14 protein-coding genes and 1 pseudogene are annotated in these 17,165 nt (G+C 72.8%); 6 read left to right on the forward strand and 9 right to left on the reverse strand.

The window, feature by feature from the left end; all coding sequences use genetic code 11:
* Positions 1–9 precede the first annotated feature (9 nt).
* Entirely contained in the window at positions 10–366 is a 357-nt protein-coding gene (locus H7827_RS10925; protein ID WP_386535363.1) for a YciI family protein, read from the reverse strand.
* A gap of 151 nt (positions 367–517) precedes the next feature.
* On the opposite strand from H7827_RS10925, the gene H7827_RS10930 reads away from it, so the two are divergent.
* Positions 518–2,026: a helix-turn-helix domain-containing protein gene (locus H7827_RS10930; protein ID WP_432744543.1), complete on the forward strand. Its 1,509-nt coding sequence runs from the start codon at positions 518–520 to the stop codon at positions 2,024–2,026.
* Positions 2,027–2,150: 124 nt separating this feature from the next.
* On the opposite strand, the gene H7827_RS10935 is transcribed toward H7827_RS10930, so the two are convergent.
* Positions 2,151–2,906, reverse strand: a complete 756-nt coding sequence (locus H7827_RS10935) for an SAM-dependent methyltransferase (protein ID WP_386535358.1) — start codon at positions 2,904–2,906, stop codon at positions 2,151–2,153.
* 98 nt (positions 2,907–3,004) lie between these two features.
* Between H7827_RS10935 and H7827_RS10940 the strand changes: the two genes are divergently transcribed.
* From H7827_RS10940 to H7827_RS10950, 3 genes are all read left to right on the forward strand, one after another.
* A complete protein-coding gene (locus H7827_RS10940) occupies positions 3,005–4,372 on the forward strand; it encodes an FAD-binding oxidoreductase (RefSeq protein WP_386535355.1) in 1,368 nt (455 codons plus the stop codon).
* Positions 4,373–4,518: 146 nt separating this feature from the next.
* The gene (locus H7827_RS10945) at positions 4,519–5,100 is read left to right on the forward strand and encodes an NADPH-dependent FMN reductase (protein ID WP_432744546.1); all 582 of its coding nucleotides are present in this window, start codon (positions 4,519–4,521) and stop codon (positions 5,098–5,100) included.
* Positions 5,100–6,575, forward strand: a complete 1,476-nt coding sequence (locus H7827_RS10950) for a DHA2 family efflux MFS transporter permease subunit (protein ID WP_432744548.1) — start codon at positions 5,100–5,102, stop codon at positions 6,573–6,575. Before H7827_RS10945 ends, H7827_RS10950 begins: the two co-directional genes overlap by 1 nt.
* A 172-nt stretch (positions 6,576–6,747) precedes the next feature.
* On the opposite strand, the gene H7827_RS10955 is transcribed toward H7827_RS10950, so the two are convergent.
* The 4 genes from H7827_RS10955 to H7827_RS10970 all read right to left on the reverse strand — a co-directional run bounded on the left by H7827_RS10955 (position 6,748) and on the right by H7827_RS10970 (position 11,422).
* Positions 6,748–7,689, reverse strand: coding sequence for a hypothetical protein (locus H7827_RS10955; RefSeq protein ID WP_432744550.1), 942 nt, complete (start codon positions 7,687–7,689; stop codon positions 6,748–6,750).
* A gap of 115 nt (positions 7,690–7,804) precedes the next feature.
* Positions 7,805–9,331: an ABC transporter substrate-binding protein gene (locus tag H7827_RS10960; RefSeq protein ID WP_432744552.1), complete on the reverse strand. Its 1,527-nt coding sequence runs from the start codon at positions 9,329–9,331 to the stop codon at positions 7,805–7,807.
* 231 nt (positions 9,332–9,562) lie between these two features.
* On the reverse strand, positions 9,563–9,868 hold the full coding sequence (locus tag H7827_RS10965) for a carboxypeptidase-like regulatory domain-containing protein (RefSeq protein WP_432744555.1): 306 nt from the start codon (positions 9,866–9,868) through the stop codon (positions 9,563–9,565).
* A 171-nt stretch (positions 9,869–10,039) separates the two neighbouring features.
* Positions 10,040–11,422 (reverse strand): metallophosphoesterase, encoded by a 1,383-nt coding sequence (locus H7827_RS10970; RefSeq protein ID WP_432744558.1) that lies wholly within the window; start codon positions 11,420–11,422, stop codon positions 10,040–10,042.
* Positions 11,423–11,630: 208 nt separating this feature from the next.
* On the opposite strand from H7827_RS10970, the gene H7827_RS10975 reads away from it, so the two are divergent.
* Positions 11,631–12,926, forward strand: a complete 1,296-nt coding sequence (locus H7827_RS10975) for a D-alanyl-D-alanine carboxypeptidase family protein (RefSeq protein WP_432744561.1) — start codon at positions 11,631–11,633, stop codon at positions 12,924–12,926.
* A 16-nt stretch (positions 12,927–12,942) separates the two neighbouring features.
* Here the strand turns inward: H7827_RS10975 and H7827_RS10980 are convergent.
* The 3 genes and pseudogenes from H7827_RS10980 to trpS all read right to left on the reverse strand — a co-directional run.
* A pseudogene (locus H7827_RS10980) lies at positions 12,943–13,881 on the reverse strand (YihY/virulence factor BrkB family protein); the annotation flags it as partial.
* 53 nt (positions 13,882–13,934) lie between these two features.
* The gene (locus tag H7827_RS10985) at positions 13,935–14,501 is read right to left on the reverse strand and encodes a 2'-5' RNA ligase family protein (protein WP_046724589.1); all 567 of its coding nucleotides are present in this window, start codon (positions 14,499–14,501) and stop codon (positions 13,935–13,937) included.
* A gap of 109 nt (positions 14,502–14,610) precedes the next feature.
* Positions 14,611–15,624: a tryptophan--tRNA ligase gene (gene trpS, locus H7827_RS10990; RefSeq protein WP_030728900.1), complete on the reverse strand. Its 1,014-nt coding sequence runs from the start codon at positions 15,622–15,624 to the stop codon at positions 14,611–14,613.
* Positions 15,625–15,820: 196 nt separating this feature from the next.
* Here trpS and rocD point away from each other — a divergent pair, with 196 nt between their 5' ends.
* Positions 15,821–17,071 (forward strand): ornithine--oxo-acid transaminase, encoded by a 1,251-nt coding sequence (gene rocD / locus H7827_RS10995; RefSeq protein WP_432744566.1) that lies wholly within the window; start codon positions 15,821–15,823, stop codon positions 17,069–17,071.
* Positions 17,072–17,165: the final 94 nt, after the last annotated feature.

The raw sequence follows: 17,165 nt of genomic DNA on the forward strand, positions 1-17,165 counted from the left end.
ATCAGACCATCAGTTCTCGGCGATCTGCCGCACCTCGGCGGTGATGTTCCACACGTCGGGGTGGATCTCCAGGAAGCGCTTGGTCCAGTACAGCGCCTCCTCCTTGTCCTTGGCCTGGATGATCGAGTAGCCGCCGATGACTTCCTTGGTCTCGGTGAACGGCCCGTCGGTGTAGGTGAGCTTGCCGCCGGACAGGGTCACGCGGGTGCCCTCGGAGGTGGGGGTGAGCCCGGCGGTGTCGAGCATGACCCCGGCCTTGGTGATCTCCTCCAGGAGCGCCCCCATGCGTGCCCCGAAGTCGGCGGGGAAGCCGTCGGCGGGGATGTTCTGTTCGTCGTTGCGGATCAGCGTGATGAAGCGGGGCATAGTGGCTCCTGGATCGATCGGTGGGCGGGGTCTTTCCCTGCCCTCACCTTTACGTCGAACGGGGGCGGGCCGGATCGACACCGCGCCCGTACTTTTTTCTGTGGCGGCTTTTCCGTGTCGTGGGCCGCGCTGGTGCGAGGGGATGGTTGCCGTGGAGGGGTTGCTTCGGGCCGCCGGGGGCCCGGCGGGTGTGGGCGGCGTGCTGGAGTGGCTGGCGGCGCGTCTGGACGCCCAGGTGGCGGTGGTGGGCGGGCGCGGCGACGGCCCGGTGGAGGTCGAGGAGGCCACCGCGGGGTTTCCGTCCGCGGCGCGGGCCGGTCTCCAGGAGCTGGCCGCCCGGGTGATCGGGGGCCGGCTGGCGTCGGCCGCCACCACCACCGGCGGGGAGGGCGGGGCCGGATCGTGGTGGCTGCGGCTGGAGCGGATCGGGCCCCGGCCGCCGCACCGGGTGCTGGTGGTGGCCGCCGAACGGGTGCCGGACCGCGCGGAGTCGGCCGTCGCCTCGCAGGTGTGCGGGGTGCTCGACCTGCTGTTCCGGGCCCGGGAGACGGACGCGGTGCGGCAGGGCTACGAGCGCAAGGCCCGGCAGCTGCGGCTGGCGCTGTTCCAGGCGCTGATGGCGGGGGATCCGGTGCTGGCGCGGCGGATGTCGGCGGGCGATCCGGCCGGGGTGCTGGAGACGGAGCGGGCGCGCGTCCATCTGCTGCGCTGCGCGCCGGGGGACCGGGACCGGCTGGCGCAGACGTACCAGGATCCGTCGGGCTTCCACGGCCGGGCCCTGATGGTGCGCTGCCCGGTGTACGACGAGCATCTGATCTGCCTGATCCCGGAGGACGATCCGGCGGGCGAGCCGCTGGCCGCCGCGCTGCGCGATCTGGTCGCCGCGAACCGCACGTACACGCTGGGCATCAGCGCCGTGCAGCCGCTGGCCGCGACCGCAGAGGCCTACGAGCAGGCCCGGCACGCGCTGGCCGTGGCCCGCACCACCCCGGACCGGATCGCCGGCTACGAGGGACGCGAACCCCTGGCGCGGCTGCTGCCGCCCGCCCCCGCAGGCCGCTGGGCCGCCGGGCTGCTGCGGCCCCTGGAGGCGGTGCCACGGCTCGCCGTGGACATCACCGGTCTCGCGCTGGGCATGCCCCGCGCCGGGGTGGCCCGGTTCCTGAGCCTCAGCAGGACCACCGTCGGCGCGCACGTACGGGAGGTGGAGAGCGCGCTGGGCATGGATCTGCACGCCGTACGGGACCGGGCCGCACTGCACCTGGCCGTGGCCCTGGCGGCACGGCGGGCGGAACCACCCTGGGCCGCCCCGGAGCCCGGCGCCGGCACCGGCCCGGGTGTCGCCCCGCGGCTGACCGATCTGCTGGAGACGGACGCGGCGCGGCGCTGGGCGCGGGCGTTCTGGACCCCGCTGGCCGGGGCGGAACACCACCGCGTGCGCGGCACCCTGCGCGGCTGGATCGACGCCAACGCCGACGCCCGGCGGGCCGCCCAGGAGCTGGGCCTCAGCCGCACCACCGTCACCGCCCACCTGCGGACCGCCGAACGGCTGCTGCACCGCGACCTGAGCGCCTCCGGGCCCGGCATCCACGATCTGGTGCACGCGCTGCGGATCAGCGTGTCCAGCCACGAGGCCGATTCTGGGCACCGTGCACAGTGACCCGCCCTTGTGCCCGGTGCCGTCCCGGCGGTCTACTCGCATAGTCACCATCGGGGGGCGAGGGATCCGCGATCAGGTGGAGCGCACGGTCGCGGATCCCTCGTAGTGACCCGGCCGCGCCGGTTCAGCGTGTACTGCGCAGCACCAGACTGACGAAGCCGAAGGTGCCCCGGTAGCCGTGCAGCCACGCGTCGCGGTGCGCCGCGGCCGTCTCGGCGGCCTCCGCCGCCTTGGGGTGCTCGGGGTGGTCCAGCGCCCAGGCGCTGAGCGATCCGGTCCAGGACCACTCGTAGTCGTCCCACTCGTCCAGGGTGCTGGTGTGCCCGTAGACCGGGGCCCAGCCGGCGCCGGTGATCCGGTCGACCGTGGTGGCCAGGTCGGCGTAGGCGTCCGGGCCCTCCCCCAGCGCCTCCAGAACGGCCGGGGTCGGTTCGCGCTCCCAGAAGCCGTCGCCGATCAGGACCTTGCCGCCCGGCGCGAGGTGCGCGCGGAGGGCGTCCAGGGTGGGCAGCAGGCCGCCGAGGGCGTGGGTGGAGCCCACGCACAGGACGACGTCGAACGGTTCGGTGGCGTGGTAGTCGGCCGCGCTCAGCTCGTGCAGTTCCAGCCGGTCCGCGACGCCGCGTGCCCGGGCCTCCTCGGCCGCGCGGGCCAGTCCGGCGGCGTTGATATCGATGCCCACGGCGCGCAGCCCGGGGAAATGGTCCAGCGCCTCCAGCAGCCAGGCGGCCTCTCCGCAGCCCACGTCGAGGACGCGCAACTCGGCCGCGTCGTCGTCCCCCAGGGCCCGTTCCAGCAGTTCCAGGACGGAGTGCGGGTGGAGCGGCGCCGCGATCGGGTGGTGGGCATGGGTGATGAGGTGTCTCTCGTAAGGCTGCATCCGGCCAAGATCTCACCGGGCAGGGGGTCCGGCCAGCGATTTTCCCGGTGTCGCGCGTGGGCTTCCCACCTTCCTGGGGCGGTGCCAGGATGCGGATTATGAGCGATCTTGTGTCCCGGCTGCGGGAGGGTCTGCCGGCCGAGGCCGTGCTGACCGACGCCGATGTCCTCGCTTCGTACGCCCACGACATGGCCAGCTTCTGCCCGGCCGGCACTCCGGCGGCGGTGGTGCTGCCGCGCGAGGTGGAGCAGGTACGGCACGTGCTGCGGGTGGCGAGCGAGCTGCGGGTCCCCGTGGTGCCGCAGGGGGCCAGGTCCGGGCTGTCGGGGGCGGCCAACGCCGTGGACGGGTGCGTCCTGCTGTCGCTGGTGCGCATGAACCGCATCCTCGACATCGACCCGGTGAACCGGATCGCCGTGGTCGAGCCGGGGGTCGTCAACGCGGAGCTGTCCAAGGCGGTGGCCGGGCACGGGCTGGCCTACCCGCCGGATCCGTCCAGCTGGGAGCAGTGCACCATCGGCGGGAACATCGGTACCGGGGCCGGTGGGCTGTGCTGTGTGAAGTACGGGGTGACGGCCGAATACGTGCTCGGGCTCGATGTGGTGCTGGCCGACGGCCGGTTGCTGTCGACGGGCCGCAGCACCGCCAAGGGGGTCGCCGGGTACGACCTGACGCGGCTGTTCGTGGGATCCGAGGGCACCTTGGGCGTGGTGGTGCGGGCGGTGCTGGCGCTGAAGCCGGCGCCGCGCCAGCAGCTGGTGCTGGCGGCGGAGTTCGCTTCGTCGGCCGCCGCCGGGGACGCGGTGTGCCGGATCATGGCGGCCGGTCACGCCCCCTCGCTGTTGGAACTCATGGATCGCACCTCCGTCCAGGCCGTGAACCGGATGATGCGGATGGGGCTGCCGGAGTCCACCGAGGCGCTGCTGCTGGCCGGGTTCGACACCCCGGAGCCGGGCGCGGAGCTGGCGGCGGTCGGCGAGCTGTGCCGGGCGGCGGGCGCCACCGAGGTGGTGCCGGCCGAGGACGCCGCCGAGTCCGAGATGCTGCTGGCGGCGCGGCGGGCCGGGCTCTCGGCGCTGGAGGCGGTCAAGGGCACCACGATGATCGACGATGTGTGCGTGCCCCGGGCCCGGCTGGCGGAACTGCTGGACGGGGTGGCGGAGATCGCCGACCGGCACCGGCTGACGATCGGCGTCATCGCGCACGCCGGGGACGGCAACACGCACCCCACCGTGTGCTTCGACGCCTCGGACGAGGACGAGGCGCGGCGGGCGCGGCAGTCGTTCGACGAGATCATGGCGCTGGGCCTGGAGCTGGGCGGCACCATCACCGGCGAGCACGGGGTCGGGGTGCTCAAGCGGGACTGGCTGGCCCGCGAACTGGGCCCCGATGTCCTGGAGTTGCAGCGCGGGATCAAGGCGGTGTTCGACCCGCTGGGGATTCTCAATCCGGGCAAGGTGTTCTGACCCGCGCGGGCGCGGGGACGGGCGGGCAAGGGGACCGGCGGGCGGGTCACGCGGCCTGAGCTTGACCTCAAGCTCCCTTGAAGTATCAGCATGGGCGATGCCCGGCCGATCCGGCCGGACCCACCGGAACAGGACAGGACATCGCCATGTCACCGATCCCCCACCCCCCGCTCCGCCTCGGCGTCATCGTCGGCAGCGTGCGCGAGGGCCGCATGGGCCCGACCATCGCCCGCTGGTTCGCCGAACACGCCGCGCGCCGCACCGACATGACCGTCGACGTCATCGACCTCGCCGAACACCCGCTGCCGCTGGACATGGCCGGCGACACCCCCGGCACCGACGCCCTCGCCACCCGCCTGGCCGCGGCGGACCTCTTCACCGTCGTCACCCCCGAGTACAACCACAGCTTCCCGGCCGGCCTCAAGAACGCCATCGACCTGCACAACAAGGAGTGGCACGCCAAGCCGGTCGGCTTCGTCTCCTACGGCGGCGTCTCCGGCGGCCTGCGCGCCGTCGAGCAGCTGCGGCAGGTCTTCGCCGAACTGCACGCCGTCTCCGTCCGCGACACCGTCAGCTTCCACGGGGTGTGGGGCAGCTTCGACGGCACCGGCCGCCCGGTGGACCCCGAGGGCTGCGGCGGCGCCGCCACGACCATGCTGGACCAACTCGCCTGGTGGGGCCGGGCGCTGAGCGAGGCCCGCGCCGTACAGCCGTACGGAGCCCGCTGATGCGCACCGCCGAGGTCGGCGACCCCGCGGTATCCCCCGGCGACGGACCGGCCGCCCCGCTCCCGCCGCGGTCGCCCGTGCCGCGGCTGGGGGCGCTGGCCACCGTCGTCATCATCGGCTCGGTGATGATCGTGCTGGACACCACCGTCGTCGCCATCGCCTACCCCACCCTGGCGCGGGAGTTCGGGGCCGCGATCACCACCGTGCAGTGGGTCTCCTCCGGGTACACCCTGGCGCTGGCCGCCGTCATCCCCACCGCCGGGTGGGCGATGGGCCGGTTCGGCAGCCGGCGCGTCTACCTCACCGCCATCGCCGCCTTCACGGCCGGCTCCGCGCTGGCGGGCCTGGCCTGGAACATGGAGTCGCTGATCGCCTTCCGCGTCCTGCAAGGGCTGGCCGGCGGCCTGGTGTCCCCCGTCGGCATGGCCGTCATGCTCCAGGCGGCGGCCCGGCGCGGCAGCGACAACGGCAAGGTGATGAGCCTGCTGGGCATCCCCATCCTCATCGGCCCGCTCACCGGCCCGGTGCTGGGCGGACTGCTCATCGACGCCGTCTCCTGGCGCTGGATGTTCCTCATCAACGTGCCGGTCGGGGCGCTCGCCGTGCTGCTGGCGGTACGGCTGCTGCCGCGCGACGCGCCCCGCTCGGGGCAACGCCTGGACCTGCCCGGGCTGCTGATGCTCTCGCCCGGCCTGGGCGCGTTCATCTACGGGCTGACCCGGGGCGCGGAGGGCCGGTCCGGCATGACCTCGGCGGCGGCGCTCGTGCCCACCGCCGCCGGCCTGGCGCTGATCACGGCCTTCGCGGTACGCGCCCTGCGCACGGACGCGCCCCTGGTACGACTGCGGCTGCTGGGGGAACGCCGGCTCGCCGTGGGGGTGGCGACCGTGTTCCTGTTCGCCACCGGCTACTTCGGCTCGATGATGCTGGCGCCGATCTACTTCCAGTCGGTACGGGGGGCGTCGGTGCTGACCGCTGGACTGATGGGCGCTCCACTGGCGCTCGCGTCGGGAACGGTGATGCAGTTCGCGACCCGGCTGACCGACCGGGTGGCGCCCCGCTCCATCGTGGTGCCGGGCGTGCTGCTGGGCGCCGCCGGGTTCACCGGGTTCGCGCTCCAGGCACAGGCGGACACCCCGTACTGGCGGCTGATGATCGCGCTGATCGTGATCGGCGCGGGGGGCGGCATGACCCTGATGCCGAGCATCGCCGCAGCCACCCGGGGGCTGTCCCCCGACCAGGCCCCGGCGGCGTCCACGCTGATCGCGATCTTCTCCCAGATCGCCGCCTCCGTGGGCGCGGCGGCGGTGTCCCTGCTGATGGCGCGGCGCCTGACCGAGTCGTTCACGCGGGCCGATCCGGAGACGATGACGCAGGCCGTCCGGTACGCGTACCTGTGGCCGGTGGCGGCGGTGCTGCTGGCGCTGATCCCGGCCCTGCTGTCCGCACGCCGGCCACCGGAACGGACCGGTTGACGGGGGCCGTGGCCGGGCGGCGGTGCCGGCGGGATCCGGGACAGCGGGGGCGTTCCCGGGTCCCGCCGGTACGGCCGGTGCGGCCGGTGCGGCCGGGCGCACCGCACAGGTGGCGGCCGACGGCGCTTGCGAGCGGGCCCCGTTCCGGGGGCGCTCCGGACCGCGCGGTGGGTCAGGGTCGGCCGGTGGTCCGGTCGGGCCCGGCGGCGTTCGCCTCGCCGTCCTTGCCGAGGAACACCTCGCCCACCGCCGCTCGGTGTGCGCCGCCCTCCTCGCCCGGCTCCCCGGGATCCGCGTCCTGCACGTCCTCCTGGCGCTCCTCGGTCTCGCGGAGGACGGATTCCAGGTACCGCGCCAGCAGTTCCTCGGGGGTACGGGGGAACCGGCCGAAGTCCTCCTCGCGCAGCTCCCGCGCGGCCTCGTCCAGTTGCTCCGCGAAGCGCCGGCGGACGGCCCCCCTCGCCAGCCACAGCGCCGGGCCGACCAACGGGCGCCAGACGCCACGGCCGGTGACGGTCACGCTGATCTCCAGCAGCCACTCGCCCGGCTCGCCCCGGCTCGGGGTGATCGCCACGGTGGCACGGGCCAGGGTGAACGCGGCCTGCGCCGTCACCGGCGCCGGACCGTCCGCGCCGGTGGTCAGCGCCTCCCACCAGCGGGGCCAGTTCAGCCGGGCGCTGCCCTCTCCCCACACCATCCGGCGGCCGAACACCGTCCAGCGGTTCAGCGCCCCGCGCGCCGACACCTCAAGCCGACCCGGGTGCTCCGCGCTGCGGAAGCTCACCTCCGCCGTGCCCTCGGCCGCCTCCAGATCCGGCCGCTCGGAGGCGAGTTCCAGTTTCAGCGCGCTCTGCGCGCGGCGGTCCCACGCCCATACGGTCGTGGTCAGCCGCGCGGTGTCATCCAGCGGTGCCGTGAACCGTTCGCCCTGGCGCAGTCTTCGGGGCAGTGCCAGTTCGCCTTGTTCGGCGCACCGGCGTATCTCTTCCTCCGGTATCGCGTCGGCCTGCTGGACGAGCATGCTCTCGGCGATCTCGTGCAGCGTCGGGAGAAGGCTTTCCACCTCGCGGCGATCGAGGGCCTGGGTGGCGATCGTGTGGCGCAGACGTGTCATGGGCGCCATGTTCCCGTATGCCGCGGCTTGGTCGTGCATATGCCGCAGACATGCCGCAGCCCGGCCGGAAGGTGTCCGGCCGGGCCGCGGTACCGCTTCGGTGGGGGAACAGCCGTTACAGACGGCTCAGTTCCCACAGGCGCCAGACGCCGGAGCTGCCCTGGAGGTGCTGGAGGCCCGTGATGTCGGGTCCGGCCAGCACCAGCCGCTTCTCCTGCCAGATCGGCACGATGGTGGCGGCGTCGGCGGCCAGTTCGTGGATCTCGCGGAAGCTGTCGTCCGTACGGCCCCGGTCGGACTCCGCCTGGGTGTCCTCGATCAGACCGTAGATGTCGCTGTTCACGTAACCGGTGCGCATGCTGTCACCGGGGCCGAGCAGCGAGTCGGTGAAGGTGGCGGGGTCCGGGTAGTCCGGGCGCCAGCCGATGAGGTACGCCTCGAACTCCCCGGCGTTCTTCATCGGGATGAATTCCTGCCAGTCGTAGTACTCGATCTCCACGTCGAACAGGCCGTCGGCCTCCAGCTGCTGCTGGATGAGTTCGGCCTCCTCGTGGTTGGCGGCACCACGGGAGTAGGCGAGAGTGAACGGGACCGGCAGCTCGTAGCCGGCCGACTCCAGCTTCTGGGTCAGCTCCGCCGGGTCGGGCACGTCACCGTACAGGTCGTGGTACGGGGTGCCGTGGCCGGTGAAGCCCACGGGTATGAGGGAGTACAGCGGCTCCACCGTGTTGCGCTGCACCTGACGGGCGATCGCCTGCCGGTCCAGGACGGCCGCGGCCACCTGGCGCACGGTCTCGTCCGACATCACCGAACCCTCGATGTCGGTGGCCAGCGTCATCACGCGGATCGAACCACCGGTCGACTCGTACACCCGGTACTCGGGCGAGGCCGAGTTGATCTCGGCGACCACCTCGGGCGGCAGCTTGCCGTCCGCGACGTCGATCTCGCCCCGGTCCCACGACTCCGCCAGCAGGTCCTCGGCGGAGGTGCCGTCCTCGTCCTGCACGAAGTAGCGGACGGTGATGGGGAAGTCGGAGACCTCGTACGGGCCGTCGTAGTTCGGGTTGGGCACCAGTTCGGCGCTCACGTCCGGGGTGAACGACTTCAGCAGGTACGGGCCGGAGCCGTCGACCTTGTTGTCCGTACGGACCTCCAGCTCCTCGTACTTCTCCCGGTCGACGATGGCGCCCGTCGTACCGGCCACGATGAACGGGAAGGTGGCGTCGGTGTGGGAGAGCTCGAAGACGATGTCCTGGCCGTCGACCCGGACCGCCTCCAGCGAGCTGAGCAAAGTGATCGGCCCGGAGTAGTTGAACTTCTCGCCCTCCGGGATGTTCGGGTCGTCCGCCTCGCGGCTGGCCCGCTCGCCCATGGCGAGGATCCGGTCGTAGGAGAACTTCACGTCGTCGGGGGTGATCCCGCGCCCGTTGCTGAAGGTGAGGCCCTCCCGCAGAGTGCAGCGGTAGACGGTGAGCTCGGTGTCGGTGAAGCCGCAGCTCTCGGCCGCGTCCGGCTCCGGCTCCTCCTTCCCCGGAACGAAGGTGAGCAGCGACTGGTACAGGTTGCTCATCAGGTACCAGGCCGCCGCGTCGGTGGCGGCCCCCGGGTCCACGCTGGTGGGTGGGGATGTGCTCCCCACCACGATCGGGTCCTTGTCGCTCCCCTTCGGCCCGAACAGCAACCAACCGCCAAAGGCGCCCAAGACCAGCACTACGGCCAGCCCAATGCCTATGGCCCCTTTGGCTCGGATCCCTCGCACCCGCCGCGCCCTTCATCGGAAGACATGTCGCGGGCCAAGCCAACCACAGGGGCATATCCGGTGCACCACGCGGGAGACAACGGACCGGCCACAACTCGCCCCGTGATCAAGCCGCTACGGCACCATCGTGCCCGGCACATCGATGCGGAACTCCACCTCGACGGGCCGCCCGTCGAGGCTCACCGTAACGCTCTGCGTGCCCAGTTGCGGCGAGAAGGCCGCCAGCAGATAGTCGCCCTCCCCGGGCGCCCGCACCTGGAAGCCGCCGTCGTCGGCGCTCCGCGTCTTCTCCAGCTGTCTGCCCCCAGGAACAGCCAGGGTCACCACGGCCCGCGGCAGTGCCACACCGAGCGAGTCGCGGACCGTACCCCGGATGACCAGAGCGTCCCCCGCAACGGCCCCGGACTCCGATTTGCTCACTTTGTCCTCCTATGTCCATGCGCATCGTAGCTGTTGCGCACTTCATCTGTTCCCATGTCGTTATCCAAGACATCAGAGTGAGCCGAATAGTTGACCGACAGAAGAGGATGAGACGAAATTCGGACGGATGTCCGGTCCGGCCCCGCTCGGGCCGTGTTCCCGGGCGGCGGCTCAGGTCTGCGTCGAAGCCAGCTCGATGACCGTAATGTCCGGGTCCGCGCCGACCCGCACCGGCGGGCCCCACGCCCCGGCGCCGCGCGACACGTACAGCTGAGTGTCCCCGTACCGCTCCAGCCCGGCCAGAGTCGGATTGGCCAGATCGGCGACATAGGTGACCGGCCACATCTGGCCACCGTGCGTGTGCCCCGACAGCTGGAGATCGACGCCGGCGTCCACCGCGTCGTGGATCAGCACCGGCTGGTGCGCCATCAGCACGCTCGCCCGCTGCCGGTCGCGATCCCCCAGCGCCGCCTCGAAGTCCGGACCGCCGTGCGCGGTGCCCTCGCCCTGGACGTCGTTGACCCCGGCCAGATCGAAGAACGGCAGCTCGACCCGGGCATTCTCCAGCGGGATCATGCCCAGCTCCCGCACGTGGTCCACCCACTCCAGGGTGTCCACGTAGTACTCGTGGTTCCCGGTGACGAAGTACGCGCCGTCCGCCGCCTCCAGCTCCGCCAGCGGCGCCGCCGCCGAGCGCAGGTCGGAGACCTCCGCGTCCACCATGTCCCCGACCACCGTGATCAGGTCGGGCTGGGAGCGGTTGATGGCGTCCACGATCCGGCGGCTGTGCGAGCTGCCGAGTATCGCGCTGAGGTGGATGTCACTGACCACCGCGATCCGGTAGCCGTGCGCGGCGCGCGGCAGCTTCGCCAGCGGGACCCGGACGTGCTTGGTGGTCAGCTGCCGGAAGCGGTAGCTGCCGTAGCCGACGGTGCCCGCCGCGACCAGGCCGGCGCCGGCCGCCACCGTACGGGCCACGAACTGACGGCGATCCGGCTCGGTACGGCCCGGCGCGCCCTGCGGAGTCCGCCCGGGTACGGCGTCCGCCGGCCCGGCCGGCACCGCCTGCCGCTCCGGCGCGTCCGGGAGCCCGGCGGAACCGGCGCCCTGGCCCGGACCGCCGGCGGCCCCGACCGTCACCGGCTCGTCCTCGCGCTCCGCCACGCTCCGGGCGGACACCTCGGCCTCCGCGGCCTCCACGGCCCCGCCCGGCACGCCGTCCCGCTCCGCGCGCCGCGCGTCACGACGGCGCAGCACCCGCAGCACCAGCGGCCGCAGCACCTCCCCCACCGCCAGCGACAGCAGCAGGTACAGCAGCACCGCCATCCAGTAGCTGCCCGGCCACGCCACCGCCTTCTCCACCTCGAACGGCAGGCCGAACGTGCCGCCGAACTGGAACAGCACGGTGGTCACCGGCATCACCACCAGCACGACGGTCCCCACCCGCCGGTACACCCCGCCCGGCGCGGACACGTCCGCGACGAGCCGTTTCCACAGGTACCAGTGAACGGCGCTCAGCAGCAGCAATACGACAAGGGCCCCGACGATGGCCATGAAGATCCAGATCCTCTCACTGACACGGGTTCACCGGTCGAGACGCAGAAACCACCGAACGCGATGACACACCCGACCAATGTTCCTACGATCATCGCCCGGATGAACGCGCCGCCTCACCGGTTCGGGCCCCTGCGCTGGCCAGGCCCGTACCGGCTATGGGTAAGTTCGCGTTGTGCCGATTCTGCGATCGCCCTCTTTTCGGATCATGGCCCGCCGCCCCCGCGTGCGCCGCTCCCTGACGCTCCCCCTCGCCGCCGCCCTGCTCCCGGCCGCCGCCCTGCTCCCGGCCGCCGCCCCCGCCACCGCGGCCACCGCCGCCGCCCCCTCGGCCTCCTCCGACGACACCGTCATCGGCGGCGAGCGGCTCGGCGTACCGGGCCCGCAGGTCTCGCTGGGGCCCGGCGCCCCCGAACTGCCCGAGGACATCTCCTCCCGGGCGTGGATCGTGGCCGACGCCGAGACCGGCGAGGTCCTGGCCGCCCACAACGCGCACCACCGGCTGGCCCCCGCCTCCACCCTCAAGATGCTGTTCGCGGACACCCTCATCCCCAAGTTCGACGCCGACGAGGTGTACACAGCCGAGCCGGAGCACTTCGTCGGCATGGGCGCGGGCAGCAGCGCGGTGGGCATCGCCGACCACCAGACGTACACCGTGGAGGACCTGTGGCACGGGGTCTTCCTCGCCTCCGGCAATGACGCCGTGCACGCGCTCACCGCCATGAACGGCGGCATGGAGGCCACCGTCGCCGAACTGAACGAACGCGCCGCCGACCTCCAGGCCCTGGACACCCACGTGGTCAGCCCGGACGGCTACGACGCCGAGGGCCAGACCTCCTCCGCCTACGACCTCACGCTCATCGCCCGCGACGGCCTGAAGAACGAGGACTTCCGCCGCTACGCCGCCACCGTCCGCGCCGAGTTCCCCGGCGGCGCGCCGGAGGAGGACGAGGACGGCAAGCCGGGCGAGCGCGAGCCGTACCAGGTCCAGTCCACCAACCGGCTGCTGGTCGGCGACCGCGGCCTGGAGCCGTACGAGGGCGTCGCCGGGGTGAAGAACGGCTACACCACCAACGCCGGGCACACCTTCACCGGCGTCGCCGAGCGCGGCGACCGGGTGCTGCTGGTCACCTGCATGAACCCGTCCGAGGGCGACAGCCTCCAGGTGTACCGGGAGACCGCCGCGCTCTTCGACTGGGGCTTCGAGGCGGCCGACCACATCGAGCCGGTCGGCGAGCTGGTGCCGCCGCTCAGCGAGATCGAGGCCGCCGCCCGCGAGGCGAGCGTCTCCGAGGACGACGGGAAGGGCATCACCCCCGTGGACGGCGCCACCGCCGCGGGCACCGGCGCCCGCCCGGCGAGCGTGGGCACCGTCCTGGGCGTCACGGGCGGGGCGCTGGTCCTGATGGCGGTGGCGGCCTACGTGTTCCACCGGCGCCACCCGCTGCCCGCCGCCCTCCAGCAGATCCCAGAACGTCTGCGCCGGTCCGCTCCCCCGCGCTGACGGCCGTGGCCGTCCAGGCACAGCACGCCAGCAGCAGCCGGGCGATCAGGTTGATCCACACCAGCAGGGCGATCGGCGCGCCGAACGCCCCGTAGACGGTGCGCCCGGCGATGTTGATCAGATAGCCGCCGAGCAGCAGCTTGAGCAGTTCGATGCCGATCGCGCCGACCAGGCAGGCGCCCAGCAGGGCGCCCCGGGGCGGCCGTACGCCGGGCAGCCAGGCCAGGACGTACAGCAGCAGGGCGAAGGTCACCGCCATGGCCAGGACGTACGCGGCGGCCTGGAGCAGGGCCTGGGCGACGCCGTTGCGCTCGACACCGAGCCAGCTGGTGCCCCAGTGCACGGCGTTGATGGCCAGGGCGGAGGCGCCCAGCGAGGCGAGCACCACGGCGCCGAGCCCGGCCAGGACACCGATGTCCTTGACCTTGCGCAGCAGCGGGTTCCCGTCGGGCTCCGGCAGGTCCCACACGGCGCGCAGGGTGCCGCGCAGCGAGTCGATCCAGGCGGCCCCGGTGGGCAGCAGCAGGAGCAGGGCGGCCAGGCCGATGGCGCGGGAGTTGGCGAAGAAGGACCGGAGGTCGAGCTGCTGGGAGATGCCGGGCACCTGGTCGGTGAACCAGTCCTCGACGCGGACGACCTGGGCGTCGCTCAGCACGGCGGCGGTGACGGCGGCGGCCAGCGCGATGGCGGGGAAGAGCGTCAGGAAGGACGTGAAGGTGATCGCGGCGGCGAGCCGGGTCCACACCCGGTCCTCCAGGTACTCCCAGACCCGGTAGGGGCGGGAGGCGAACAGGGCAGCGAAGGCGGGCCCGACGCGGGGCACCCGGGCCAGGCGTTCCTGGACGGTCAGGCCCCGTTCCCTGAGGGTGCCGGGGTGGGCGCCGCCGATGCCGGTGGCCCCCGCCGGACGGCCGGGGGCTTTCTCCGTACTTCTCCCGCTTCTCCCGTTTTCCATGGTGGAGACTGTAGGGCCGCGGGAGCGGAGGGCAAGAGGTTACGCGGCGGGGGTCACGCCGCGTTCTCCGGCTCCGGGGTGCGCTCGGCCGCCGCCACCGTCGCGAAGAGGAACTCCCGCTGGAGCCGCCACGCGCCGTCGCGGCCCTGCTCGTAGAGGGCGAAGCCACTCGCCGTCCAGGCCGCCTCGTACTCGGCCAGCTCGGCCTCGGCGGCGTCCATCCGCTCTTCCTCGATACCGTGCGCCACGGTCACATGCGGGTGGTACGGGAACTGGAGCTGCCGCGCCAGCGGGCCCCGCGGGTCGCGCACCCGCTCCTGGAGCCAGCCGCACGCCGAACCGCCCTCGACCACCTGGACGAAGACCACCGGGGACAGCGGCCGGAAGGTGCCGGTGCCGTACAGCCGCATCGGGAAGGGGCGCCCGGCGGCGGCGATGCCCGCCAGGTGCTCCTCGATCCGGGGGCGGGCCGCCGGGTCGACCGCGGTCGGCGGCAGCAGGGTGACATGTGTGGGGATCTTGGCGGCGGCGGCGTCACCGAAGCCCAGGCGACAGCTCTGCAACCTGCTGCCGTGCGGCTCAGGCACCGCGATCGACACGCCCAGCGTGACGGTCCCCACAACCTACTCCCTTCCTGTCCTGCCGTGCCCGGCCGCGAGTGTGCCGGGGGGAGTGGGCCGCGCGCGGCGGCCGTGGTCCCTTTTGCGTCATCTTCCCGAGGTGCGCCGGCTACGGCCGCGGCGGCAGGAAGCCGACCCGGTCGTACGCGGTGGCCAGGGTCCCGGCGGCCACCTCGCGGGCCTTGGCGGCGCCCTTGGCGAGCACCGCGTCCAGCTCGGCCGGATCGGCGAGGAACTCCTGGGTCCGCGCCCGGAACGGCGTCACCCAGTCGGCGACGATCCCGGCGAGTTCGGTCTTGAGCGCACCGTACAACTGTCCGGCGAACTTCTCCTCCAGCTCGGGCACGGTCGTGCCGGTCAGAGCCGAGTGGATGACCAGCAGATTGCTGATGCCGGGCTTGTTCACCGGGTCGTAGCGGACCTCGGTACCGGTGTCGGTCACCGCCGACCTGACCTTCTTGGCGGACGCCTTCGGCTCGTCCAGCAGGTTGATGATGCCCTTCGGCGAGGACGCCGACTTGCTCATCTTCGCGGTCGGGTCCTGGAGGTCGTAGATCTTCGCCGCCTCCTTGAGGATGTACGCCGCCGGGACGGTGAAGGTCTGGCCGAACCGCCCGTTGAAGCGCTCGGCGACGTCGCGGGTCAGCTCCACGTGCTGGCGCTGGTCCTCGCCGACGGGCACCTGGTCCGCCTGGTAGAGCAGGATGTCGGCGACCTGGAGCACGGGGTAGGTGAACAGGCCCACGGTGGTGCGGTCCGCGCCCTGCTTGGCGGACTTGTCCTTGAACTGCGTCATCCGGGACGCCTCGCCGAAGCCGGTGAGGCAGTTCATCACCCAGGCCAGCTGGGTGTGCTCGGCGACATGGCTCTGGACGAACAGTGTGCAGCGGTCCGGGTCCACCCCGGCGGCCAGCAGCTGGGCGGCGGCCAGCCGGGTCGAGGCGCGCAGCTCGGCCGGATCCTGCGGGATGGTGATGGCGTGCAGATCGACCACCATGTAGAAGGCGTCGTGCGTCTCCTGGAGCGACACCCACTGGCGGACGGCGCCGAGGTAGTTGCCGAGGTGGAACGAGCCCGAGGTCGGCTGGATTCCGGAGAGCACGCGGGGACGATCAGTGGCCATGGCACCCATTGTCTCAGGCGCCCGGTGGTCCGTGACACGGGTGGGGCGGGCGTTCCGGCGGGTACCGGGGCGGCGCCGCACACTGTCCGCTGACCGGACGTTCGCCCGCGCTTTCTTCCGCGTCCCGGCGCCCGGCGCGACAATCGGCGGCGGATGATCCCCGTCAGAGCCGCCGGAAGATCACAGGAGAGCGCCCATGATCGCGAACGTGTCCGGGAAGTCGTCGGCCGAGCTGATCGGCGCCGCCGAGGAGCACAGCGCGCACAACTACGCCCCCCTGCCGGTGGTGATCGCCTCGGCGCGCGGCGCCTGGATGACCGATGTGGAGGGCCGCCGCTATCTGGACCTGCTGGCCGGCTACTCGGCGCTCAACTTCGGGCACGGGCATCCGCGGCTGATCGCCGAGGCCAGGGCGCAGCTGAGCCGGCTGACCCTGACCTCGCGCGCCTTCCACCACGAGCACTTCGCCGACTTCTGCGCCGGTCTCGCCGAGCTGTGCGGGATGGAGATGGTGCTCCCGATGAACACCGGCGCCGAGGCCGTGGAGACGGCGGTCAAGACGGCGCGGGCGTGGGGCTACCGGGTGAAGGGCGTACGCCCCGGGCGGGCGAAGATCGTCGTCGCGGACCGGAACTTCCACGGCAGGACCACGACGATCGTGAGCTTCTCGACGGACGAGGAGGCGCGGGCGGACTTCGGCCCCTACACGCCGGGCTTCGAGATCGTGCCGTACGGGGACCTGGCGGCGCTGGAGGCGGTGCTGGAGGAGCACGCCGGGGACGTGGTGGCGGTGCTGCTGGAGCCCATCCAGGGCGAGGCGGGGGTACGGGTGCCGCCGCCCGGCTATCTGGCGGGGGTGCGGGAGCTGACCCGGGCGCGTGACGTCCTGTTCCTGGCGGACGAGATCCAGTCGGGCCTGGGCCGCACCGGGGCGACGTTCGCGTGCGAGCACGAGCACGTGGTGCCCGACATGTACATCCTCGGCAAGGCGCTGGGCGGCGGGGTGCTGCCGGTGTCGGCGGTGGTGTCCTCGGCCGCGGTGCTGGGGGTGCTGCGGCCCGGGGAGCACGGCTCGACGTTCGGCGGCAATCCGCTGGCGTGCGCGGTGGCGCTGGAGGTGATCGCGATGCTGCGGGAGGGCGAGCCGCAGCGCCGGGCGCGCGATCTGGGCGAACGGCTGCACCAGGAGCTGGCCGGCTGGGTGGGGGCCGGGGCGGTGACCGAGGTGCGCGGGCGCGGCCTGTGGGCGGGGGTGGACATCGACCCGGCGCTCGGTACGGGCCGGGAGATCTCGGAGCGGCTGCTGCGGCGCGGGGTGCTGGTGAAGGACACCCACGGCTCGACGATCCGGATCGCGCCACCGCTGGTCATCTCGCCCGGGGACCTGGAGTGGGGCCTGGAGCGGTTGCGGGCGGAACTGGTGCCCCGGGGCGCGGCCGGGAGGTGAGCGGGGGGCGTACGCGGGGGGATCCCGCCCGGAGCCGGGTGCGGTCATCCCTTGGGCGGGGGCCGGGGCGGGGGCTAGGGTGGGCCTGGGTATC

Source organism: Streptomyces sp. JH002, from assembly GCF_050916115.1.
Taxonomy (GTDB): Bacteria; Actinomycetota; Actinomycetes; order Streptomycetales; family Streptomycetaceae; genus Streptomyces; species Streptomyces xiamenensis.